This is a genomic window from Flavobacterium sp. W22_SRS_FP1, assembly GCF_052113685.1.
GTDB lineage: Bacteria > Bacteroidota > Bacteroidia > Flavobacteriales > Flavobacteriaceae > Flavobacterium.
This window is the reverse complement of record NZ_JBGQOE010000005.1, coordinates 138424-162230: the sequence shown is the minus strand read 5'-3', so window position 1 is coordinate 162230 and position 23807 is coordinate 138424. Positions and strand designations below refer to the sequence as shown.

General features: G+C 34.3%; 23 protein-coding genes. 14 read left to right on the top strand and 9 right to left on the bottom strand.

Annotation, left to right across the window (positions count from 1 at the left end):
- Positions 1-10 precede the first annotated feature (10 nt).
- On the top strand, positions 11-2014 hold the full coding sequence (ligA, locus tag ACEN2H_RS05055) for an NAD-dependent DNA ligase LigA (RefSeq protein ID WP_441731016.1): 2004 nt from the start codon (positions 11-13) through the stop codon (positions 2012-2014).
- A gap of 40 nt (positions 2015-2054) precedes the next feature.
- Here the strand turns inward: ligA and ACEN2H_RS05050 are convergent, their stop codons facing one another.
- Both ACEN2H_RS05050 and ACEN2H_RS05045 read right to left on the bottom strand, forming a co-directional pair.
- Positions 2055-2966, bottom strand: a complete 912-nt coding sequence (locus ACEN2H_RS05050) for a bifunctional metallophosphatase/5'-nucleotidase (RefSeq protein WP_441731014.1) — start codon at positions 2964-2966, stop codon at positions 2055-2057.
- A gap of 124 nt (positions 2967-3090) precedes the next feature.
- The gene (locus ACEN2H_RS05045) at positions 3091-3870 is read right to left on the bottom strand and encodes a 5'-nucleotidase C-terminal domain-containing protein (RefSeq protein WP_441731012.1); all 780 of its coding nucleotides are present in this window, start codon (positions 3868-3870) and stop codon (positions 3091-3093) included.
- 47 nt (positions 3871-3917) lie between these two features.
- On the opposite strand from ACEN2H_RS05045, the gene ACEN2H_RS05040 reads away from it, so the two are divergent.
- The 13 genes from ACEN2H_RS05040 to ACEN2H_RS04980 all read left to right on the top strand — a co-directional run bounded on the left by ACEN2H_RS05040 (position 3918) and on the right by ACEN2H_RS04980 (position 16680).
- A complete protein-coding gene (locus tag ACEN2H_RS05040) occupies positions 3918-4436 on the top strand; it encodes a DUF6913 domain-containing protein (protein WP_441731010.1) in 519 nt (172 codons plus the stop codon).
- A gap of 6 nt (positions 4437-4442) precedes the next feature.
- Positions 4443-5324: a 4-hydroxy-tetrahydrodipicolinate synthase gene (gene dapA, locus ACEN2H_RS05035; RefSeq protein ID WP_441731008.1), complete on the top strand. Its 882-nt coding sequence runs from the start codon at positions 4443-4445 to the stop codon at positions 5322-5324.
- A 135-nt stretch (positions 5325-5459) separates the two neighbouring features.
- Positions 5460-6254 carry an outer membrane protein assembly factor BamD gene (locus tag ACEN2H_RS05030; RefSeq protein WP_441731007.1) on the top strand — a complete coding sequence of 265 codons (795 nt, stop codon included), beginning with the start codon at positions 5460-5462 and terminating at the stop codon, positions 6252-6254.
- A gap of 8 nt (positions 6255-6262) precedes the next feature.
- Positions 6263-6580, top strand: a complete 318-nt coding sequence (locus tag ACEN2H_RS05025) for a DNA-directed RNA polymerase subunit omega (RefSeq protein ID WP_441731005.1) — start codon at positions 6263-6265, stop codon at positions 6578-6580.
- Between the two features lie 7 nt (positions 6581-6587).
- Positions 6588-7799 carry a bifunctional phosphopantothenoylcysteine decarboxylase/phosphopantothenate--cysteine ligase CoaBC gene (coaBC, locus tag ACEN2H_RS05020; RefSeq protein WP_441731003.1) on the top strand — a complete coding sequence of 404 codons (1212 nt, stop codon included), beginning with the start codon at positions 6588-6590 and terminating at the stop codon, positions 7797-7799.
- Positions 7792-8676 (top strand): DUF4835 family protein, encoded by an 885-nt coding sequence (locus ACEN2H_RS05015; RefSeq protein ID WP_441731001.1) that lies wholly within the window; start codon positions 7792-7794, stop codon positions 8674-8676. Before coaBC ends, ACEN2H_RS05015 begins: the two co-directional genes overlap by 8 nt.
- A 53-nt stretch (positions 8677-8729) precedes the next feature.
- Complete coding sequence (gene recN / locus ACEN2H_RS05010; protein WP_441730999.1) at positions 8730-10382, top strand: DNA repair protein RecN; 1653 nt, start codon at positions 8730-8732, stop codon at positions 10380-10382.
- A 107-nt stretch (positions 10383-10489) separates the two neighbouring features.
- Positions 10490-11680: an enoyl-ACP reductase FabV gene (fabV, locus tag ACEN2H_RS05005; protein ID WP_441730997.1), complete on the top strand. Its 1191-nt coding sequence runs from the start codon at positions 10490-10492 to the stop codon at positions 11678-11680.
- A gap of 110 nt (positions 11681-11790) precedes the next feature.
- A complete protein-coding gene (locus ACEN2H_RS05000; RefSeq protein WP_441730995.1) occupies positions 11791-12597 on the top strand; it encodes an enoyl-ACP reductase FabI in 807 nt (268 codons plus the stop codon).
- A 124-nt stretch (positions 12598-12721) separates the two neighbouring features.
- A complete protein-coding gene (locus ACEN2H_RS04995; RefSeq protein ID WP_441730993.1) occupies positions 12722-13720 on the top strand; it encodes a glycosyltransferase in 999 nt (332 codons plus the stop codon).
- 1 nt (position 13721) lies between these two features.
- Complete coding sequence (gene coaE, locus ACEN2H_RS04990; protein ID WP_441730991.1) at positions 13722-14318, top strand: dephospho-CoA kinase; 597 nt, start codon at positions 13722-13724, stop codon at positions 14316-14318.
- A 59-nt stretch (positions 14319-14377) separates the two neighbouring features.
- Positions 14378-15961, top strand: a complete 1584-nt coding sequence (locus ACEN2H_RS04985) for a sensor histidine kinase (RefSeq protein ID WP_441730989.1) — start codon at positions 14378-14380, stop codon at positions 15959-15961.
- Positions 15962-15963: 2 nt separating this feature from the next.
- Positions 15964-16680: a response regulator transcription factor gene (locus ACEN2H_RS04980; protein WP_441730987.1), complete on the top strand. Its 717-nt coding sequence runs from the start codon at positions 15964-15966 to the stop codon at positions 16678-16680.
- A gap of 116 nt (positions 16681-16796) precedes the next feature.
- Here the strand turns inward: ACEN2H_RS04980 and ACEN2H_RS04975 are convergent, their stop codons facing one another.
- From ACEN2H_RS04975 to ACEN2H_RS04945, 7 genes are all read right to left on the bottom strand, one after another.
- The gene (locus tag ACEN2H_RS04975) at positions 16797-17537 is read right to left on the bottom strand and encodes an acyl-[acyl-carrier-protein] thioesterase (RefSeq protein WP_441730986.1); all 741 of its coding nucleotides are present in this window, start codon (positions 17535-17537) and stop codon (positions 16797-16799) included.
- 8 nt (positions 17538-17545) lie between these two features.
- A complete protein-coding gene (miaA, locus tag ACEN2H_RS04970; protein WP_441730984.1) occupies positions 17546-18472 on the bottom strand; it encodes a tRNA (adenosine(37)-N6)-dimethylallyltransferase MiaA in 927 nt (308 codons plus the stop codon).
- 161 nt (positions 18473-18633) lie between these two features.
- Positions 18634-19461, bottom strand: a complete 828-nt coding sequence (locus tag ACEN2H_RS04965) for an ion transporter (protein WP_441730982.1) — start codon at positions 19459-19461, stop codon at positions 18634-18636.
- A gap of 28 nt (positions 19462-19489) precedes the next feature.
- Complete coding sequence (locus ACEN2H_RS04960; RefSeq protein WP_441730980.1) at positions 19490-20851, bottom strand: exonuclease domain-containing protein; 1362 nt, start codon at positions 20849-20851, stop codon at positions 19490-19492.
- Between the two features lie 77 nt (positions 20852-20928).
- Positions 20929-21702: a YggS family pyridoxal phosphate-dependent enzyme gene (locus ACEN2H_RS04955; protein ID WP_441730978.1), complete on the bottom strand. Its 774-nt coding sequence runs from the start codon at positions 21700-21702 to the stop codon at positions 20929-20931.
- Positions 21623-22843, bottom strand: coding sequence for a DUF1015 domain-containing protein (locus tag ACEN2H_RS04950; RefSeq protein ID WP_441730976.1), 1221 nt, complete (start codon positions 22841-22843; stop codon positions 21623-21625). The genes ACEN2H_RS04955 and ACEN2H_RS04950 overlap by 80 nt, the downstream gene beginning before the upstream one ends.
- 67 nt (positions 22844-22910) lie before the next feature.
- Positions 22911-23798 carry a 3-hydroxyacyl-CoA dehydrogenase family protein gene (locus tag ACEN2H_RS04945; protein WP_441730974.1) on the bottom strand — a complete coding sequence of 296 codons (888 nt, stop codon included), beginning with the start codon at positions 23796-23798 and terminating at the stop codon, positions 22911-22913.
- Between the last annotated feature and the right edge of the window lie 9 nt (positions 23799-23807).

The following is a 23807-nucleotide window of genomic DNA, read 5'->3' as shown; positions in this document are numbered from 1 at the left end:
ATTATTTTCTATGGACATTCAAAATACGATTCAAAAATTAAGGGAAGAGCTTAATCTTCACAATTATAATTATTATGTTTTGGATAATCCAATAATATCCGACTATGATTTTGATTTGAAATTAAAGCAACTTCAGGATTTAGAAAATCAATATCCAGAATATTATGACGATAATTCTCCTACTCAGCGCGTAGGTGGAACGATTACTAAGAGTTTTAAAACGGTTCCCCATGAATATCGAATGTATTCTCTGGACAACTCCTACTCAAAAGAGGATCTTGTGGAATGGGAAAAGCGCATTCAAAAAGTATTGGGAGAGGTTAAATTAGAATACACCTGCGAATTAAAATATGATGGAGCTTCAATAAGTATTACTTATGAAAATGGTAAACTTAAACGTGCCGTTACAAGAGGGGATGGATTTCAAGGTGATGATGTTACGAATAATATTAAAACTATACGTTCTATTCCTTTACAACTAAAAGGGAATTATCCAGATAAATTTGATGTTAGAGGAGAGATCATTTTGCCATTTGCTGGTTTCGAAAAAATGAATCAAGATCTCGTAGAGATTGGCGAGGCTCCTTATTCTAATCCAAGAAACACGGCGTCTGGTAGTTTAAAATTAAAGGAAAGTGCTGAAGTAGCAAAACGACCATTAGATTGCTTACTTTATTTTTTAATTGGAAATCAATTGCCATTTACTTCTCAGTATGAAGGCTTGGAAACAGCTAGAGATTGGGGATTCAAAGTACCTAAAGAAGCTAAGTTAGCTCAAGATCTTGATCAAGTTTTTGAATTTATAGATTACTGGGATGTTCATCGACACGATTTGCCTTATGAAACTGATGGAGTAGTTGTTAAAGTTAACAGCTTCTATTATCAGGATGAATTAGGATTTACAGCCAAGTCACCTCGCTGGGCCATGGCGTATAAATTCAAATCAGAACAGGTGTCGACTAAATTAAATTCGATATCATATCAAGTTGGGAGAACTGGAGCGATTACGCCAGTTGCTAATCTAGAACCGGTAAAATTGGCCGGAACTATAGTAAAAAGGGCTTCTTTGCACAATGCAGATCAAATTGAAAAATTGGATGTTCGTGTTGGAGATACCGTTTTTGTTGAAAAAGGAGGTGAAATTATTCCCAAAATTATAGCTGTAGATCTCAGTAAACGTTTAGAGAATGTGGAACCAACGAAATATATCACTGATTGCCCTGAGTGCCATACCGAATTAGTACGTGGTGAGGGAGAAGCAAATCACTATTGTCCTAACTTTTATGGTTGTCCTCCTCAGATTATTGGAAGAATGCAACATTTCATTTCAAGGAAAGCGATGGATATCGAAGGTCTTGGCGGAGAAACCGTCGCCTTGCTTTTCAATAACGGATTGGTTCACAATTATGCCGATTTATATCAGTTGACTGTCGAGCAAATTCTTCCTTTAGAGAGAATGGCGCAAAAATCAGCAGAGAATTTGGTGAAAGGTGTAGCAAATTCTAAAGAGATTCCTTTTGAACGTGTTTTGTATGCTTTGGGAATCCGATTCGTCGGAGAAACTGTTGCCAAAAAATTAGCTAAGCATTACAAAAATATTGACGCATTAGCTCAGGCAACTTTGATGGATTTAGTTTTAGTTGATGAAATTGGGGAGCGAATTGCGCAAAGTGTGAAAGATTTTTTCGAAAACGAGGAAAATACAAAGATCATCGAAAGATTAAAAGCCTACGGGGTACAATTTGAAGTTGTTGAAAAAATAAATCCTAATGCAACAATTAAATTATCAGGCAAAACGCTTGTTGTTTCGGGTGTTTTTGAAAAATTTTCAAGAGATGATTTGAAAAAAGCCATTGAAGACAACGGTGGAAAAGTAGGAAGCTCCATTTCTTCTAAAACTGATTATGTCGTGGCTGGAGATAATATGGGTCCCGCTAAATTAGACAAAGCTAATAAGCTCAATATTCCCATATTATCAGAAGACGATTTCATTAATATGCTCAATGAAATGTAACAACTATAATTATGTTTTTTACACTAGGGTCTTAGAATAATTAAACGACAATCGATTTTCCCGCTGTGGATTTTCTTTTATTGGAATCAAAATAAAAATCAATTCGTCCTAAATTTATTCCGTAACAACCTACTTGATTTACTAAGACTTCTTCACCGATCCGATTTTTAGTTACAGTAGGTTTGTCAAGAAAAGTATGTGTATGCCCGCCAATTATTAAATCAATATCTTCTGTAAGGGCCGCTAACTGTAAATCACAAATTTTGTTTGGGTCGTTTTTATACTGATAACCTAAATGAGAAAGGCAGATAATCAAGTCACATATTTGTTCCTTTTTTAATATACGAACCATTTCTACAGCTGTTTCGATAGGATCATTATATACCGTTTCTTTGTACATTTTTTTATCTACTAAACCGTCAAGCTCGATCCCAATTCCAAAAACTCCTATTTTTACACCATTCTTGTTGAAAATTTTATAGGGTTTTACGAGGCCGTCCATCACAGTATTTTTAAAGTCATAATTGGCTGACAAGAATTCAAATTTCGCATGTGGCATTTGCGCATATAGTCCCTCAACACCATTATCAAAGTCATGATTACCTATCGTAGTGGCATCATATTGCATCATACTCATTAATTTAAACTCAAGCTCTCCTCCATAATAGTTAAAATAAGGAGTCCCTTGAAAAATATCGCCTGCATCAAGCAGTAATACATTTGGGTTTTCCTTCCTTATATTTTCAATTAAGGAAGCTCTTCTCGCTACACCGCCCATATTTGGATTTCGAGGATCATCAGCGGGAAAAGGATCAATATGACTGTGCACATCGTTCGTGTGTAAAATGGTAATTTTTTTTACTCCAGCGGCATTGAAGCTACTCATTGACAATCCTAAACTCAATATTGCAGTACTGGCTGCCGTTTTCTCTATAAAATCTCTTCTTTTCATTTGTTTGTTTTTGGAGCTGTTTCCCGCTTTCAATTACAATCTTTTTATCCGCCAAAAAGGCTGATAAAAAGGATTTTCATTGCAATCGGGGCTAAAATCTGATTGGTATTAAAATATTTTGTGGTTACTCAACAATAATCCTGTTGTCTTGAAAAGATTTAATGGTATCAGTTTCTTTAAAATAATCAATCAATATGTTTCTCAATTTATAATCTAGATCGTACGTGGCAATTCCTTTTTTGAAGAAATTCATATTGTCACCACCATTAGATAGATAATCATTGGTACCTACATAATAAATTTTATCAATATCTAATGGTTTAGCTTGTACAAAAATGTTTTGAGGTTTATTATCTCGATCAATGGTAAATGTGAGTCCTGAAAGCGGGTGTGGTTTCTTCTCAGTAATAAGGTAGTTGACTATTTCCAAAATCTGTTGTCCTTTTAGTGCAATAACAACCATAGTGTTTTCAAAAGGCATGATTTGAAAAGCATTCCTAGCGGTTACATTCCCTTTTGGAAGAATATTACGAATACCACCGTGGTTGAGCAAACAAATATCAATGTTTTTATTTTCGCGAGCTTTAAAAACAAGATCTCCGCGACGCAATATTACATCCGACATCATATTGCCTATTGTGCTTTGCCAGTTTTTAGCTTTCTTATCTAATGTTTCTGGACAATATGCTAAAACACTATCTAAATCAGAATTGATATGTTCTCGGTAAGGTTTAATAAAGTTTTCTATTTCAGTTACTTGGTTTTCTTTTTCGGTGATTGCTATTTGTTTAGCTTCTACCTTTGTGAGATGTAAAACTTTATTGCTACACGAAATAATGAAAAAAAATGTTAAGAATACAACAAAAAGTTTCAAAACTTCGTTATACTTTTTTAGATTTACCATTTATAATATGACTTAATTAATTAATTTTGTAATCGGGTAAAAATAGTATGTTTTTAAATTATATAAAGGATTTTTCTGTAAAAAAAAGATTAAAAAATAGTTTACAGAATGTAAAAACCGTTTTAACTGTTAATTCGATAAAAACTATTGGGTTACTTATTGACGAAAGTTATTTTTCTGAAATAAACCTTTTTAGAAATGAATTGATACTGAGCGGTATTTTGGAATCTAATATAGAAGTACTAGTATATAGGGATCGGTTGAAAAAAAACAAAAGTGTGTCGCAAGCTACTTTCAGTGCAAATGATTTAAACTGGAATGGAACAATCAGTAATAGAGCGGTAAATGAATTTGTCAATAAACAATTTGATTTACTAATTAGTTATTACGATGTAGAAAAAGCTGTTTTATTAGTGGTAACTCATAATTCAAAAGCTCATTTTAAAGTTGGTTTTGCTGCTATAAACAAAAAATTCAACGATTTGATGATAAATACAAACGCTGAAAACTACAAAGTTTTTACTCATGAATTATTTAGATATTTAAAAATTTTAAAAAAAATATAAGCGGATATGCAATCATTAATAGGAACTGGTGTTGCCCTAGTAACTCCATTTAAAGAAGATTTTTCAATTGATACGGAAGCACTAAGAAGCATCGTAAATTTTTCCGTAGACGGTGGAATTGAATATCTCGTTATCTTGGGAACAACAGCAGAAAATGCCACTCTATCTCAAGAAGAAAAGGAATTGGTGATAGAAACGATCATAGATGCTAATAAGGGACGGTTGCCATTAGTCCTTGGAGTAGGAGGGAATGATACCATGAAGATTGTTAAAGAACTCAAGACGAGAGATTTTTCGCCTTTTGTTGCTATACTCTCTGTTTCGCCATTTTACAATAAGCCCACTCAAGAAGGTATTTATCAACATTTTAAGATGGTAGCTGAAGCGTCTCCAGTTCCCGTGATTTTGTATAACGTTCCTGGGAGAACAGCAAGTAATATGTTGCCAGTAACTGTTTTGCGTTTGGCAAATGATTTTAAAAACATTGTAGCCATAAAGGAAGCTGCAGGTGATATGGTACAAGCCATGAAATTGATAAAAAATAAACCTGATAATTTCCTAGTAATATCGGGTGATGATATGATCGCTTTACCTATGGTTTTAGCGGGTGGCTCTGGTGTTATTTCAGTAATTGGACAAGGTTTTCCAAAAGAATTTTCCGAAATGATTCGATTGGGTTTAAACCGTAAGGTAGATGATGCCTATAAGATTCAATACATAATTGATGATTGTATCGACATGATTTTTGAGCAAGGAAATCCTGCTGGAATTAAGCAAGTGTTTCAATCTCTTGGAATAGCAGATAACTTTGTTCGTTTGCCTTTAGTAAAAGTAGATGAATCATTACGAGACAGAATAGACAATTTTGTAGAAAAAATCAATAAATAAGACCGTAAGTACTTACTTTTTTTTAAAGAAAGAAATATTTTGTAGTAGCTAAATTAATAACTAAATTTGCCACCGAAACTGTGGTATGATTTTTTGTGGATTTTCTACAATCCAAAGATTAAAAAAAAATATAAAATGAAGAAAATTGTATCTCTATTGCTTTTCGTGATTCTTTTTAGTTCCTGTAGTGAATACCAGAAAGCATTAAAAAATGAGGATGTTGCCATTAAATTTGAGATGGGAACTAAATTATATGATGCTGGAGATTATACGAAGGCCATTCGTCTTTTTGAACAAATAGCACCGGCATACAGAGGAAAGCCTCAAGCGGAGAAATTATTTTACATGTTTGCGCAATCCTACTACAAAACGAAACAATATTATTTGGCGGGTTATCAGTTTGAAAGTTTTGCGTCGGGATATCCAAAAAGCGAAAAAGTACAAGAAGCAGCTTATTTAGGGGCTAAAAGTTACTCAATGCTGTCACCGGTATATAGTCTGGATCAAACAGACACTTTCAAAGCAATTGATAAATTGCAAGCCTTTATCGATACTTATCCCAACTCAGACTATTTGTCTGAAGCCAATGAAGCCGTTAAAGCTTTGAGCGAAAAAATTGAGAAAAAAGTCTATGAAAATGCAAGGGGTTATAATACAATATCAGATTACAAATCGGCATTAGTAGCTTTAGATAACTTTATTGCTGATTATCCTGGAACGCCACTCAAAGAAGAAGCATTGTTCTATAAGTTTGATTCGGCATATCAATTAGCCATAAACAGTGTTCCCGCAAAAATGGAAGAACGTTTAAATGTAGCATTGACTGCTCATTCTAACCTTATGAAATTTAAAACGGATACAAAGTACAAAGAAAAAGCAAGCGCAATGTTAGCTCGTGTTGAAAAAGATTTACAAAATTTTACTAAATAAATAAAGTCATGGATTTAAAAAAGACGAATGCTCCGGTAAATACAATAACATATAATAAAACTGTTATTGAAGAACCTACTGGTAATGTGTATGAAGCGATAACCATTATGGCTAAAAGAGCAAATCAAATTAATGCTGAAATCAAAAAGGAATTGACTGAAAAGCTAGAGGAATTTGCGACTTATAATGACAGTCTTGAAGAAGTTTTTGAAAACAAAGAACAAATTGAGGTTTCAAAATTCTATGAAAAATTGCCAAAGCCACATGCATTAGCAGTTCAGGAATGGTTAGAAGGTAAAATATACCATAGAGATTCAAATAAATAATAGTACAATGTCAGTTTTAAGCGGAAAAAAAATTTTACTAGGAGTTTCTGGTGGGATTGCCGCCTATAAAACAGCGTCTTTAGTACGACTTTTCATAAAAGCAGGTGCACATGTCCAAGTGATAATGACACCTGCTTCTAAGGATTTTATAACCCCGCTCACCTTATCGACTTTATCCAAAAATCCCGTTCATTCCAGTTTTTTTAATCGAGATGAGGAAAATGAGATGTGGAATAATCATGTGGAATTAGGACTATGGGCAGACCTTATGGTTATAGCTCCGGCGACGGCAAATACGTTGTCCAAAATGGCAAATGGAACTTGCGATAATCTTCTTATCGCAGTTTATTTATCGGCAAAATGTCCAGTTTATTTTGCACCCGCAATGGATTTGGATATGTACAAGCATCCTTCCACAATCTCAAGTTTTAATTCTTTGCAAAATTTTGGAAATACCCTTATTCCTGCAGAAAGCGGGGAACTGGCAAGTGGTTTGTCTGGTGAGGGTAGGATGGCTGAACCTGAAAATATAGTTTCTTTCTTGGAAGCTGATTTGGAAAGTAGATTACCGCTGAAAGGAAAAAAAATTCTAATTACTGCCGGTCCTACTTATGAAGCAATTGATCCTGTGCGCTTTATTGGAAATCATTCCTCTGGAAAAATGGGGTTCGATATCGCTAATAGCGCATCTAATCTAGGCGCTTCAGTAATATTAGTATCAGGTCCCACCGTTTTCAAGGTAGATCATTCTTTGATTAAATTAATTAATGTGGTATCTGCACAGGAAATGTATGATGCTTGTCACCAGTTTTTCAATGAAGTAGATGTTGTAATAGCGGCAGCAGCTGTGTCAGATTATAAACCAAAGCAGGTTGCTACTCAAAAAATTAAAAAAGCGGAGGATAACTTTTTCATAGAACTCGAAAAAACTAAAGATATTTTGGCCTCTTTGGGTAGTATAAAGAAAAATCAATTTTTAATTGGCTTTGCTTTGGAAACCGAAAATGAAATCGAAAATGCAAAGGGAAAAATCCAGAAAAAAAACTTAGATTTGATTGTTTTAAATTCCTTGCAAGATGAAGGAGCTGGTTTTGGAAAACCAACCAATATAGTTACTTTTATCGATAAGAATTTCAATGTAGAGCCGATGGAATTGAAATCAAAAGAAGCAGTGGCAGATGATATCTTAAATAAAGTAATAGCGCATTTTCATGAATAAGATTTTTAGCTTTTTCGTACTGTTAACATTTGGGCTCACGCAAGCGCAACAGTTAAATTGTAAGGTTACGGTAAATTCAGAAACATTGAGTAATGCCAACCTACAGGTTTTTAAAACTTTGGAAAATTCTCTCAATGAATTTGTCAACCAAACCGATTGGACTGGAAAAAATTACAAGCAGAATGAAAAGGTCGATTGTTCTATGTATATAACTATACTCTCAAATAATTCAGATCAGTTTTCCGGGACTATACAGGTGCAATCCTCAAGACCAATTTATAATTCCTCTTATTCCTCTCCCGTTTTAAACTATAATGACAAGGATTTTAGTTTTAGATACACGGAATTTGAAAATTTACTTTTCAATCCTACTGCGTTTGAATCAAATCTAGTATCGATTATTTCGTTTTACAGTTATATGATATTGGGAATGGATGATGATACTTTCGTTCTGGAATCAGGGAATCCAAATTTTGAACTGGCGCAAGACATTTCAAATGTTGCACAGCAGGGAGGCTATAAAGGTTGGAGTCAAATTGATGGAAACCAGAACAGGTATTTTCTCATAAATGATATGATATCTCCATCATTTTCAGAAATTCGTAAAACGGCCTTTGATTATCATGCAGGCTTAGATTTAATGTCTAAAGATTTAAAAGCTGCTAAAGAAAAAATAAAAGCAGCCTTGATAAATTTGGGCAAATTGCATGCGTCAAAACCCAATGCTTTTTTGACACGACTGTTTTTTGATGCTAAATCTGATGAAATTCTTTCCGTTTTTTCTGATGGGCCAAGTGTAAATATATCTGATTTAGTAGAAAGCTTGAACAAGACTTCTCCTTTGAACTCCAGTAAATGGCAGCTGATTAATTACTAGTTCTCATATTAATTTCAATACCCAATTTTAACTTTTATTATAAACATATATAGATGATAACCACACTATCGATAAAAAACTATGCTTTAATAGAAAAATTGTCCATTGATTTTTCCCAAGGATTTTCAATTATTACCGGCGAGACTGGTGCGGGTAAATCTATAATATTGGGTGCGTTAGGATTAGTTTTAGGAAAAAGAGCTGATTTAACTTCTTTAAAAAACAAAGAGGAAAAGTGTATAATTGAAGCTCATTTTGCGATTTCGAAATATAATCTGGCTCCTTTTTTTGAAGCTAATGATTTGGATTATGAGGAAGAAACCATTGTTAGACGCGAAATTCTTCCTTCGGGAAAGTCGAGGGCTTTCATTAATGATAGTCCTGTTAATCTTCAAGAACTGCAGGAACTGGGTTTGTTCCTAATAGATATTCATTCGCAACATCAAACACAAGGACTCGCCGATGAAAAGGTTCAGTTTGAGATCATAGACGCTGTTTCTAATAATCAGGAAGTTTTATTGGAGTATCAATCTCTTTTAAAAAGTTATAAGTCGGACAAAAGCAAATTAAATTTTCTTGTTAAACGGCAAAGTGAATCTGTCAAGGAACAGGAGTACCATACTTTTTTGTTAAACGAGTTGGTCGAGGCGCAATTAAAGTCTGGTGAACAGGAACTTCTCGAAACCGATTTTGAAAAACTAAATAACGTTGAAATCATTAAAGAATCTCTCGATAAGTCTTTGGCTATTGCCAATGAAGAGAATATTGGAGTATTGCATAATTTGAAGGAAATCAAAATGGCCTTGCAAAAAATAGCTCTTTTTTCGACAGATTATAGCTCTTTGTTAGAGAGGACTGCAAGCTTAGCTATAGAAATTGATGATATTGCTGATGAACTCGCCAGCTGCTCTGATAAACTTATCAATGACCCCATACAGTTGGAGTTAATCAACCAGAAATTGCAGCTAATTTATAATTTACAAAAAAAACACCAGGTTTCTTCTGTTGATGAATTGCTGGATATCCAAGTGAATCTAGAAAACTCAGTTTTAGAATTAGGCAACTTAGAGGGAGAAATTTTAAAGCTAACAAAATCGATAGAACATAAGTCGGTGTCTTTAGATATATTGTCAGCTACTATTCACAGCAATAGAGTTAGAGCTATTCCAGATTTATCTCAAAAACTGATTAGTATTCTAGAAACTTTAGGGATGCCTAATGTGCGTTTTAATATTGAAGTAAAAGAAGCTACGACGTATTTTAACAATGGTAAAGATGAATTGCAATTTCTGTTCTCAGCGAATAAAGGAACTGATTTTGGTTTACTAAAAAAAGTGGCCTCTGGTGGTGAAATGTCAAGAATTATGTTGGCTGTAAAGGCTATACTAGCTCAATATTCAAAATTACCCACTTTAATTTTTGACGAAATTGACACAGGTGTTTCTGGGGAAATTGCTATCAAGATGGGAGAGATTATGAAAGAGATGAGTCAGGGAATGCAGATTTTTGCCATTACCCATTTGCCTCAAATTGCCGCCAAAGGAGATGCGCATTTCAAAGTGTTTAAATCAACGGTAGGGGACGATACACAATCGGAGTTGCAGCTTTTATCGACTGAAGAACGCATCGTTGAAATTGCTCAAATGTTATCGGGGACAGTAGTCTCAGATTCGGCCTTAAATCATGCGAAAGCCTTGTTGAACTAAATAATTGCCTTATATTTGTCAAGCAAAATTTAAGATTTTACTAGGTATAGTAGTCGTTTTACTTGCTTTTCCACATTAAATAAAAATAAAAATATATTTTAGATATTATGATAATAGAACCTAGAATGAGAGGATTTATTTGCACAACATCTCAGCCTAAAGGATGCGAGCAAAATGTTAAAAACCAAATTGAATACGTTAAGTCAAAGGGAAAAATCGAAGGTGCTAAAAAAGTATTAATAATCGGAGCTTCAACTGGTTTTGGTTTGGCTTCAAGAATTACTAGTGCTTTTGGATCTGATGCTGCAACGATTGGTGTGTTTTTTGAAAAAGCACCTAGCGAAGGAAAAACAGCCTCTCCTGGCTGGTATAATTCTGCTGCTTTTGAAAACGAAGCTCATAAAGCGGGCTTATATGCAAAGAGTATCAATGGAGATGCTTTTTCTAATGAAATCAAAAAACAAACAATAGATCTTATAAAAACCGATTTGGGACAAGTGGATTTAGTTATTTATAGCTTGGCTTCGCCTGTGAGGATGCATCCTGTTACAGGGGTACTACATCGTTCTGTATTGAAACCTATCGGAAGTACTTTCACTAATAAAACGGTTGATTTTCATTCTGGAAAAGTTTCCGAAATTTCAATTCAAGCTTGCAACGATGAGGATATTGCAAATACGGTTGCCGTAATGGGAGGTGAAGATTGGGCAATGTGGATAGACGCTTTAAAAGCAGAGAATTTATTGGCACCAAGTGCAACAACAGTTGCTTACTCCTATATTGGACCATCGTTGACTGAGGCAGTGTACAGAAAAGGTACTATTGGTAGAGCCAAAGATCATCTGGAGTCTACTGCTTTTAGCATCACTGAGAGTTTGGCTGATATTAAAGGGAAAGCTTATGTTTCTGTCAATAAAGCATTGGTTACACAAGCTAGTTCTGCGATTCCTGTTATTCCCCTTTATATTTCGTTATTGTATAAAATAATGAAAGAAGAAGGAATTCATGAAGGTTGTATCGAGCAAATTCAACGTTTGTATCAAGATAGATTGTTTTCTGGTGCGGCTGTTGCTACGGATGAAAAGGGGAGAATTCGGATTGATGATCTAGAGATGCATCCAGATGTTCAGGAAAGAGTGGCCAGCTTGTGGAATGAAGCCATTACTGAAAACTTATCTGAAATATCAGATCTAGAAGGTTACAGAAAAGACTTTTACAATTTATTTGGTTTTGCTGTTGAAGGAGTGGACTACAAAGCAGATACAAATGAAATGGTAAATGTTCCAAGTATAGTTTAATCTGGTGTTACTATTTTAAAACTTTAGAGAATGCATCTTAATTTCCTAATGGATTGATTCATTTAGAAATTGAGATGCATTTTGTTATATTGACTTAAAATTAATTCGTTATGTACAATTTATTAAAAGGAAAAAGAGGAATTATTTTTGGAGCACTGGATGAAAATTCGATTGCCTGGAAGACTGCCGAAAGGGTACACGAAGAAGGAGGTGTTTTTGTGCTTTCAAATGCGCCAGCCTCGATACGAATGGGAACAATTGATGAATTGGCCCAAAAAACGGGTTCTCAAATTATTCCCGCTGACGCTACTTCTGTGGCTGATTTAGAAATTTTAGTAGACGAAGCGGTTAAGATTTTGGGTGGTAAGATTGATTTTGTGCTACACTCTATAGGAATGTCAGTAAATGTCCGTAAGGGCAATCATTATACGAACCAAAATTACGATTATACTGAAAAAGGTTGGAATGTTTCGGCCGTTTCTTTTCATAAAGTGATGCAGGTACTGTATAAAAAAGATGCCATGAACGAGTGGGGAAGTATTGTAGCATTATCATATATGGCTGCACAACGCGTTTTTCCAGACTATAATGATATGGCTGATAACAAGGCATATTTGGAATCGATTGCCCGTAGTTTTGGTTATTTCTTTGGAAGAGATAAAAAGGTGAGAGTAAATACAATTTCACAATCACCAACGGCAACAAAAGCAGGTCAGGCAGTCAAAGGTTTTGGGGGGTTTGTTGCTTTTTCAGAAAAAATGTCACCTCTGGGTAACGCTACTGCTTTGGATTGCGCTAATTATACGGTATCCATGTTCTCGGATTTAACTAAAATGGTCACGCTTCAAAATTTGCTACATGACGGTGGGTTTTCAAATATGGGGGTCAGCCAAGAGGTCATGGAAATGTTTGAATAAAGATAACTTTCGCACGAAAATATTTATAGGAACCATCAATTATTAATTGATGGTTTTTTTATTCATAAAGTATATCTTTGTTAAAAATTAGCTAGTGTTTTATAATTAATACCCCCATAAGAACATGTTTTTTTCCTTAATTATTCCAGTGTACAATCGGCCGGATGAAGTCGCTGAGCTTTTAGAGAGTTTGTCACATTCCAATTATAAAGAAAGTTTTGAAATAGTGGTAGTAGAGGATGGCTCGTCATTGAAATGTGAGGATGTAGTTCATAAATATGAAGGTAAATTATCTCTTTCCTATTATTATAAAGAAAATTCAGGTCCTGGAGACTCTAGAAACTATGGAATGAAAATGGCCAAAGGGGAATACTTTATCATTTTTGATTCCGACTGTATTATTCCAACGGAATATTTAAGCGAAGTTGATAAAGCACTTAAAGAGAATTACGTGGATTGCTATGGCGGACCTGATAGAGCTCTTGACAGTTTTTCGGATATACAAAAGGCAATCAATTTTGCAATGACTTCTTTTCTTACTACGGGTGGAATTAGAGGGGGATCTGAAAAAATAGATAAATTTCAACCTAGAAGTTTTAATATGGGTTTGTCTCGACAAGCTTTTGAAGCATCCAAAGGCTTTGGGAATATTCATCCAGGTGAAGACCCAGATTTATCGATACGGCTTTGGAATCTTGGTTTTGAAACCAAACTGTTTCCAAATGCGTATGTATATCATAAGCGAAGGATTGATTGGGATAAATTTTCGGTTCAGGTAAATAAATTTGGCAAAGCACGACCTATACTTAATAGTTGGTATCCAAAATACAATAAGCTTACGTTCTTTTTTCCTTCTGTTTTTATCACCGGATTTGGGGTGGCTGTATTATTACTTATTTTTAATTTTGATTTATTGTTGCAGTTGTATTTTATTTATTTTCTAGTCTTATTTTTAGTTTCCAGCTATCAAAATAAGAGTCTTAAAATCGGAGGTTTGTCTGTAATCGCTGTTTGGAAGCAGTTTTATGGTTATGGAATTGGCTTTATAGAGTCGTTTATTAAAGTTATCATACTGAAGCAAAAACCTCAAATCGCTTTTCCTGAATTATTTTTCAAAATTTGATATGACAAAAATTATTGGTTTAACCGGTGGAATTGGAAGTGGTAAAACCACAGTTGCTAATCATTTTAGGTCCTTGGGTATCCCCGTTTACATTGCTGACGAAGAGGCAAGAAAAATAATGCAGTCTTCGGAAGTTTTAGATTCCATTAAAGAAGCCTTTGGCGATACAGTTTTTGAGAATGAAACTTTGGATAGAGGACGGTTGGCTGAAGTCGTTTTCGGCAACTCTGATAAGTTGATAGTGTTGAATGCAATTGTCCATCCAGCTGTAAAAAAGCATTTTAAGGAATGGGTTTTGGAACATGCGGGATTCCCTCTAGTTGTTTATGAAGCGGCAATTTTATTTGAAAGTGGTAATTACAAAGATTTCGACTGGATAATAACCGTAACTGCACCTAAAGAATCAAGAATTCAGAGGGTAATGGAGAGAGATGGAGTTACAAGAGAGCAAGTTTTAAAAAGAATAAACGCGCAATGGTCTGATGAGCAGCGCTTTCCGAAAAGTGATTTTATTATTGAAAATATTGATTCTGAAATAGTCAAAAGCAAAACGGAGGAGATTCTTAAAATTTTGAAGATAAAGCAAAACGAATCTTAAATGTTAATGTTTGGTTAATATATTGTCATTCATACTGTTAAAATGCTAAATTTGTACTGATGAACAAACTTTTTTTTAGATTACTGGTTTTGTTGATGAGCTTGTCTCTAGTAGGTATAATTCTTGTCCAAGTATATTGGTTTAAAGCCTCGTTTAAAAATAACAACGAGCAATTCAAATTTCACGTTACACAGGTTATAGGTAAAGTTGCAGATAAACTTCAAAAACAAGAAGCGTATAGCTTCTATGACAAATATAATCGTTACAAAGACAGCACAGGGAAAATTCCTCAAAAAGACGATTTATTAGAGGTTTATTATGTGCAGAAAAATCCACGAACAAATAAAACTATTGTTTATTCAAACAGTATTATTTCAGAAGATTACAATATATCATCTACGTTCTTTGATAAAAAATTTAGTGCTGATAGGTTTAAAAATTTTAATTCTAAGCGTGTAACGGAAATTTACAACGACAATCGGATCGATAAATCAACTTTGGAACAAAGTTTAGTGCCGGATGTGAAAATTGAGAAGTCTGGAAATTTAAATGTACTAGACAATGCTCAATTTGAAATTTTCTTTAAGGATATTGCTGCAGCAATGCCAATTCAAGAGCGAGTTTCGAAGGAAATTCTTCAAAAATTAATCAAAAAAGAATTACTGGAGTACGGCGTAAAGACAAAATTTGAGTTTGGAATATACAGTAATGGCCTTGCTACCAATATTAAGTCAAATGATTTCGCATTCGATCAGGAAGCAACTTATTCTATTCCAATTTTCGCGGACAATGAGGGAAATGAAAAATATAAGCTTTTAGTTACCTTTCCGCATAAGAAGAAATTTTTACTATCTGAGCTTGTCAGTATTACTGTTCTGTCGATAGTTTTTACGTTAATTATTCTACTTGCTTATACCAGTGCACTGAATCAGTTAATTCGTCAACGTCAAATTTCTGAAATAAAAACAGATTTTATTAATAATATGACCCACGAGTTTAAAACACCTATTGCCACAATTAATTTGGCTTTAGATGCTATAAAAAACCCAAAGATAATTGACGACAAGGAAAAAGTATTTAAATATCTACAGATGATTCGCGATGAAAATAAGCGAATGCATGCCCAAGTCGAAAATGTTTTACGGATTTCTAAATTAGAAAAAAAGGAACTTGATATAGAAAAAGAATCGAGCGACGTAATAGAGGTGATAAATGATGCAATCGAGCATGTTAATTTAATCTTGGAAGATAGAGGAGGAAAGATTAGAACCCATTTTGATGCAACAAGGACGACAGTTTTGATAAATGAAGTTCATTTTACCAACGTAATCGTTAACATGTTAGAAAATGCCATAAAATATTCTGTAGATTCGCCAGAAATAGACGTTTTTACTGAAAATGTAAAGGATATGATTTTAATTAAAGTGACAGACAAAGGTTTGGGAATGAGTAAAATTGCTCAAAAAAGAGTTTTTGAAAAATTTTATAGAGAGCATACTGGGAATATACATAATGTGAAAGGACATGGTTTAGGTTTAGCCTATGTAAAAAGAATAGTTGAAGACCATAATGGTCAAGTTTACGTCGAAAGTGAAAAGGGAAAAGGGAGTACCTTCATAATAAAAATACCACTAATAAATTAGATATGGAAAATATTAATAAAAGAATACTTTTAGTAGAAGATGACCTTAATTTCGGCGCAGTGCTCAAAGATTATTTAATGCTAAATGATTTTGATGTTACTCTAGCTAAGAATGGAATGGAAGGCTTTGAGAAATTCAAAAAAGACACATACGACCTATGCATTCTTGATGTTATGATGCCTTACAAAGATGGGTATACATTAGCCAAGGAAATAAGAGAAAAAAACAGCGAAGTTCCAATTATCTTTCTTACCGCAAAATCTATGAAAGAGGATGTTTTGAAGGGATACAAAGCCGGTGCTGATGATTACTTGAACAAACCTTTTGATTCGGAAGTATTATTGATGAAAATAAAAGCAATTATTCAAAGAAAATCATCCGATACTAAAACGGAACAAATTCAACACGAATTTAATATTGGGAAGTTTCATCTTAATTCTAAATTGAGATTCTTGACTTTTAATGGTGAAGAGCCTATTAAGTTGTCTCCAAAAGAGAATGAGTTATTGAAAATGTTAATTCTCCATGAAAATGATTTGATGCCACGAGAATTGGCTTTAACGAAAATATGGAGAGACGACAACTATTTCACATCTAGAAGTATGGACGTATACATTGCTAAGCTTAGAAAATACCTTAAGTTGGATGAGGATGTTGAAATCCTTAATATTCACGGTGAAGGATTTAGGTTAGTGGTGAAAAACAAGGTTGAAAAATAAAATTAGAAAAAGGCTTCGAAAAATCGAGGCCTTTTTTTGTGATTTTTTTGTTCCGCTAGGCACAGTAAATTATCCTTTATATAAAATTGACATGACCCAATATTTTGGAACGTAATTTATTCGAGATTCAGTTGAAGTGCGTAACAATTTTTGTTTTCTTTAGTAATGCTAAAAATGATGGAATCTTCAGAGTAATTTTCATGAATTACAACTTTGTCATTTAGTGATAGTTCTCTTAGAAAATTCATTTCAAAACTTTTTATTTTTTGATTGAGAACCAAATCTGTTTCTAAGTGGTCTAAACACCATTCAAGGTACTTGACATTGTTCACATGATCTACGATGTCCAAATCTGATAAGCAGACGGATTTTTCAATTACATCTTCTTTTTCGGAACTAATATCTATTTTTGCAAAACTTTCCTTAGTTGCCTTGATTTCAGGATATAATTCAATATGTTCATATGGCAGAGCCAGTCCTTCGGGACGTCTTTTCTCAGTGTTGAAAACGGCCCAAAAACTTACCGACCCCACTATTTTCTTACCATCTACATATACTTCAAAGGCTCGTACCGATCGAGATTTCTCGAGACTGTTAACCCATGTTTTTACCGTTACAACGTCTCTCCATTTTGGCAATGAAGCTATTTCAACACGCATTTTACTCAAAACCCAGGCTTGATTATATTCGTACATATCAGTAAAACTTATGCCTCCGCTATCCGAATGGGCCGCGGCAGTCAGTTGCAGAATATTACACAAATCAGTATATTTTAGATAACCATTAGGCATGCATTGTGTAAAATTGATTTCCCACTCCTTGCTAAAAATGGAAGTGAAATTTGTAGCTATTGGCATAGTAATTATTATGAGTTATGAATTTTTGATTTTAAATAATTGAAAATAGTTAGGTAAGGAGTTTCGTAGTCAAACCATTTTGTGTTTTCGTCTCTTTTGAACCAAGTTAGTTGCCGCTTTGCAAATCGTCTTGTATTTTTCTTGATTTCTTCGATTGCGAAATCCAAGCTAAAATCACCATCTAAATAACTGAATAATTCTCGGTAGCCAACAGTTTGTAGGGCATTTAGCTGTTTATTTGGATAAAGTTTTTTTGCTTCCGCCAGTAAGCCTTCCTTCATCATGATGTCAACACGTTGATTAATTCGATTGTACATGATACTTCTTTCAGCTTCTAGTGCAATGAGGATAGGCGTGAAGCTGCGGCTATTTTTTTTCTGATTTAGAAAAGATGAGTATGGTTTCCCGGATCCGATACACACTTCTACAAAACGCATCATACGCTGTGGGTTCAGTAAAGTTTGTGGGTTTTCTGATGAGATTTTTTCGAAATATGCACTGTCATGTATTCTTAGTTGCTCTTGTAAATAGATAATTCCCAGTTTTTCATAGTTCGTATTTACGTTTTCACGAATGGCCGAATCAATTTCTGGAAATTCATCAAAACCTTTCAAAATTGCATTAACATATAATCCGGAACCACCTACAAGAACAACATAATCGTTGTTCAAAAATAATTCATCAATTTTTGAGATTGCTTCTTTTTCGAAGTCGCCTACAGTATAGCTTTCTAAGACGGATTTGTTTTGAATAAAATGATGTTTGGCAGCCTCCAGTTCCGTTCTATTTGGTACCGCGGTCCCAATGGTCATTTCTTTAAAAAACTGTCGGCTATCGCAGGAAACAATTTCGCATTTGAAATGATTCGCTACAATAATGCTTAATGTAGTTTTTCCGATGGCCGTAGGGCCGATAATGGTAATTAGGTATTTCATAATTTATTTTAGCGCAGATAAAAACGAATATCTGGACGACTGCAAGTTACTATTTCCTGACATAAAAACTTCTTTTAAGAACTCCTTTTAGCTTGCAGAAAGCTGTTCGTACAACTAGTACTTGAAGTATGTAACTTAAAATAGCTCTCTATCTGACTATTTTAAAGAGAGTTACCGCAGTTATGGCAAAATTTGGCATTAGTAGGATAGTCGATGGCTCCACAGCCTTTGCAAGCAGCTTGCAGATTATGTGGAGTTCGCTGAGTGATTTTGGCTATTTCTGCTGTTACAATTCCTGTAGGGACTGCGATAATACCATATCCCAAAATCATTACAAAGGAGGCGATAAACTGTCCTAAAGGAGTTACGGGAGAAATATCTCCATAACCTACGGTCGTTAGTGTTACGATAGTCCAATAAATGCTTGTCGGTATACTGGTAAAGCCGCTTTGCTTGCCCTCAACAACATACATAATAGAACCTATTATGATGGTTATTATGAGGACAAAATAGATGAAAACTATAATTTTACCACGACTAGCATTGATTGCCTTTTTTAGTTGAACAGACTGGCTCGTAAACTTCGGATGATTTAAAATCTTGAACAATCGCAATAATCGTAATGAGCGAACTACGCTTAATATGCTAGTGCCTAAGAAGAAATGAGATAAGTACATTGGTAAAGTAGCAAGTAAATCTATAATACCGTAAAAACTAAATATGTACTTCCAAGGCTTGTTGATGGAAATGATACGTAAAAAATACTCAATTGTAAAGAATCCAGTGATGATCCATTCAAGAAAAACGAGTTTGGAATGGTATTTTAAATCAAACTCGTTGACGGTTTCCATCATTACTAAAAGTACGCTTAGTAAAATGATTGCTAAAAGAATTAAATCAAAATAACGACCAGCTTTTGTTCCAGTGCCATAGATAATTATATGTACTCTTTGTTTAAAAATGTCGTATTTCGGTTTGACTTTACGCATATGTAAGAAATGAAATTTAGAATCTACATTACAATTTTAGGATCTTAAAACCTTTGTTTTTTCTTATGTGTCCTTGAATAATATTGCGGGTATCACGATTGTTTTGCATCGGAATGAGTATGTTTTTCAGAATTTTAATATTTGATATCTGATAGTTTAGATCATAGAAAGTATAGCCTTTGTAGACACCGTTTTCAACTAGTACAGCGCTACGTTCATTGACAGTCCTTCCTTTTTCAACAATAACCATATTTTGGTTTTCAAAACTATTAGCAGTAATGAAAGCTGAAACTCTTGAATTGTATTCTTCTGTAGATATTATTCCTATGCAGGCGCCATCACACTCTTTTATTTTATATTGAAAACAAGCCCCTTTTGTTTGATATAGGCCGGTGTATTTTTGACATAAATTATACTTATCAGTAATTTTGAACAAACTGTTTTTCCCTTCTTGTAAGCTTGTGAATGAAGTGATTTCTTTTTTACGTCCGTCCGCCTTTAACAATCTTAAGTTCAAATAGCCTTGCTCATCCATTTCCTGATATAGTGCCCATTGAAAAATACTTTTTCGCTGTGCTCTATTATATTTAGGCTTGTTTTTCTTGATTTCTTCACTTTCTTTTAAAAGTGCCACCAATTCACTTCCTGTTTCTTCATAAGTTACGGCAAATACTTCAACTTGAATTTTTTTAGCACTATTGGTTATGCCTGTAAAATGCTGGTTTACTCTTTTCCTGATGTTTATACTTTTCCCAATATAAATGAGAGTACCACTTTCATTGTAAATATAGTAAACACCAGTTACTGCAGGCAAAACATTTAAAATATCAATTAATTTTGGAGCTAAACCTTTTTCGATTTTAAATTTTATGAAGTCTTTAATTATCTCTTTTTCTAAATCTTTATCCAAAAGCATTTTGAATAACTTCACCGTTGCCATAGCGTCCCCGCTTGCTCGGTGTCTGTCGGCCATTGGAATTCCTAAGGCACGAACCAATTTTCCTAAACTGTGCGAGGGCTGGTCAGGTAATAGTTTTTTGGATAGTTCAACTGTGCAAAGCGTTCTTTGGTTAAAATCATATCCTAAACGTCGAAATTCAGTGCGTAATATGCGATAATCAAAATCGGCATTATGCGCCACTAGAACACAATCATTAGTCATTTCAATAATGCGTTTTGCCACTTCAAAAAACTTAGGTGCTGAAGTTAACATGGCATTATTTATCCCTGTTAGTTTAACTACAAAAGGTTGAATTGGGATTTCAGGGTTGACTAAACTGCTGAATTGATCTACGATTTCATGACCGTCAAATTTATATATGGCGATTTCGGTGATCCCTTCTTCGTTGAATTGTCCTCCTGTGGTTTCTATGTCGAGTATTGCGTACAATTTTGTATTAAGTTTATAGTTTTTAGAAATCAATTTCAAATTAGGACCACTAAGAGTTGATCACTATTTAAAAACCATTATCGTTTGCCAAAGATACTACTTCCAATACGAATCATAGTACTGCCACATTCAATGGCGATCTGATAATCACCAGACATACCCATAGAAAGGACTTTAGGTTTTAGGTTCTTGGTTTTTGAATTTGTGGTTAAATAATCGAAAATGGATTTTAAATGGCTAAATTCTTTTTTGATTTGGTTTTGATCTTCTGTAAAAGTAGCCATCCCCATCAATCCTGTAATGCAAATATTTTTCATTTCGTTAAATTCATCGGAATCCAATATGTCTCTCAATTCCTTATGATCTAGACCAAATTTAGTTTCCTCTTCCGCAATATGCATCTGTAGCAGACAATCGATAACTCGATCGTTCTTAGCCGCCTGTTTGTTAATCTCCTTTAATAATTTGAAACTATCGACTCCATGGACTAAGCTCACAAATGGCGCCATAAATTTCACTTTATTTGTCTGAACGTGCCCAATCATATGCCATTGTATATCTTTTGGCATTTTCTCCCATTTATCCGCCATTTCTTGGATTTTGTTTTCCCCAAAAACTCGTTGACCGGCTTTGTAAGCTTCCATCAAATCAGGGACTGGTTTCGTTTTTGAAACTGCAACTAGTGTAACTTGTTCAGGCAAATTATTTTTTATCGAATGTAAATTTTTAGCTATTGACATTATTTTATTTTTTAGAATTGTTTTATCGAATTTAAATCTCGTAAATGACAATGCCACTTCTGAACTTTGGTTCGATGTAGGTGCTTTTTGGTGGCATAATGAAGTCGCCATCAGCCAAAGCCTTTATTACATTTATGTTAGAAGGAAAGAGAATAAAGCCCAGTTCGAATTCACCTTCATCGATGATCTTTTTCAGTTCCAAAATGGATTGTTTTCCAGAAAGATATTCGATGCGTTCATCATTACGTAAATCTTTAATGGCCAAAAGAGGTAATAGAACCGTTTCATATAAAATCTGGCTATCCAGACTTTCCAAAGGAGTTTCAAAAAGCTGCTTTTCTTTTCTTAAAATTAGACTATAAAATTCACTGTCGAGATACATTCCGAATTGATGTTTTCCGGCTGGATGGAATGGTTGTTGGTTTTTATTTTCGACAATGAAATTTTCATCTAATTTATTGATAAATTCCTCTTTTTGCAGGCCGTTTAAATCCTTTATTAACCGATTGAATTCATATATTTTGACATTATTTTCAGATATTAAATAACTCAGCAAATAATTTTTTGCGGTATTCTCCTTATTTTCATTTTCTTCCGACAATAATTTTGCCGCTTCTGAGCGATGGTGACCATCAGCAACATAGAGCGTATTTATTTTTTCGAATATGTTCTGAATCCAATTGACTTCTGAAGCATCATCAATTTTCCATAAATAATTAATTTCTTTCTTAGTTGTTGAAAACTCAAAGTCAGCTAATTTTTGGGTACAACTGAATATCCAGTTTTCGATTGTCTTATCATCTGGATAGGTTATTAAAACGGGTTCCGTGTTGAACTCGGAATGTTTCATATATTCTTTTAATAATCGCACTCTAAATGCGATCGTTTCCTCGTGTTTCTTGATGATGTTATTGCGATAATCTTCGATGCTGGTTCCGACAATAATTCCTGTAAATACTTGGTTTTTAGTTACAATTTTATGAATATAAATCGCCGGTTTTTTGTCTTTAATTAATATGTTTTCGATTTTGAAATCTTGGTATCTTTGATTTACTTGGCGGTATCTTTTTTCAAAAGAAACCGTTTCTTGATTGGTATAAGCCGGTTTTAAGACATGTAAAAAAGAGAGCGGATTGAAATCTAACTGTGCCGCTAATTCAGCTGTGCCGTATTCTTCATAAGAGCGGCAAGTTACAAGGCAAACTTTATCTCGTGTGGGGCGAACTGCTATGAAAGGGATTATTTTTGCCATTATTTATTGTATTCAGTATTCAGTATTCATCGCCAAGGCTGCAAACTACAGTCGAATACTGTTACTTTTATATAAATTGTTTAGAGATTTTTTCTGCTTTTTTGCTTTCAGAATAATCATAGAAACCTTCACCAGATTTTACTCCTAGCTTGCCGGCACGAACCATATTTATCAATAAAGGACAAGGGGCGTATTTTGGATTCTTAAACCCATCGTACATAACGTTTAAAATTGCTAAGCATACGTCAAGTCCAATAAAATCAGCTAATTGCAGTGGGCCCATAGGGTGTCCCATTCCCAGTTTCATGACAGTATCGATTTCATAGACACCGGCCACTTTGTTGTATAAAGTTTCGATAGCTTCATTGATCATTGGCATTAAAATTCTATTGGCCACAAAGCCAGGGTAATCATTAACTTCTACGGGTGTTTTTCCTAACTTTTCGGACAATTTCATAATGACCTGTGTTACTTCATCACTCGTATTATAACCGCGGATTATTTCGACCAATTTCATAATGGGCACAGGATTCATAAAGTGCATCCCGATAACGCGTTCCGGGTGTGTAACCACTGCTCCAATTTGAGTAATAGAAATAGAAGAAGTGTTCGTTGCTAGAATAGTGTTGTGAGAACAGGCATCATTCAATTGCTTGAAAATGTTCAGTTTCAACTCAATATTTTCCGTAGCGGCTTCAACTACTAAATCAGCACCAACAACACCATCTTTGATGTCGGTATAGGTAATTATGTTTGTGATTGTTTTGGCTTTGTCTTCTTGTGTAATGACTCCTTTTGAGATCATTCTATCTAAGTTGGCGGCAATTGTCGCCATTCCTTTGTCCAAGGATTTTTCAGATAAATCAATTAATTTTACGGTAAAACCACTTTGGGCAAAAGTGTGGGCAATTCCATTACCCATCGTTCCTGCTCCGATTACTGCTATAATTTTCATTTAATTTGT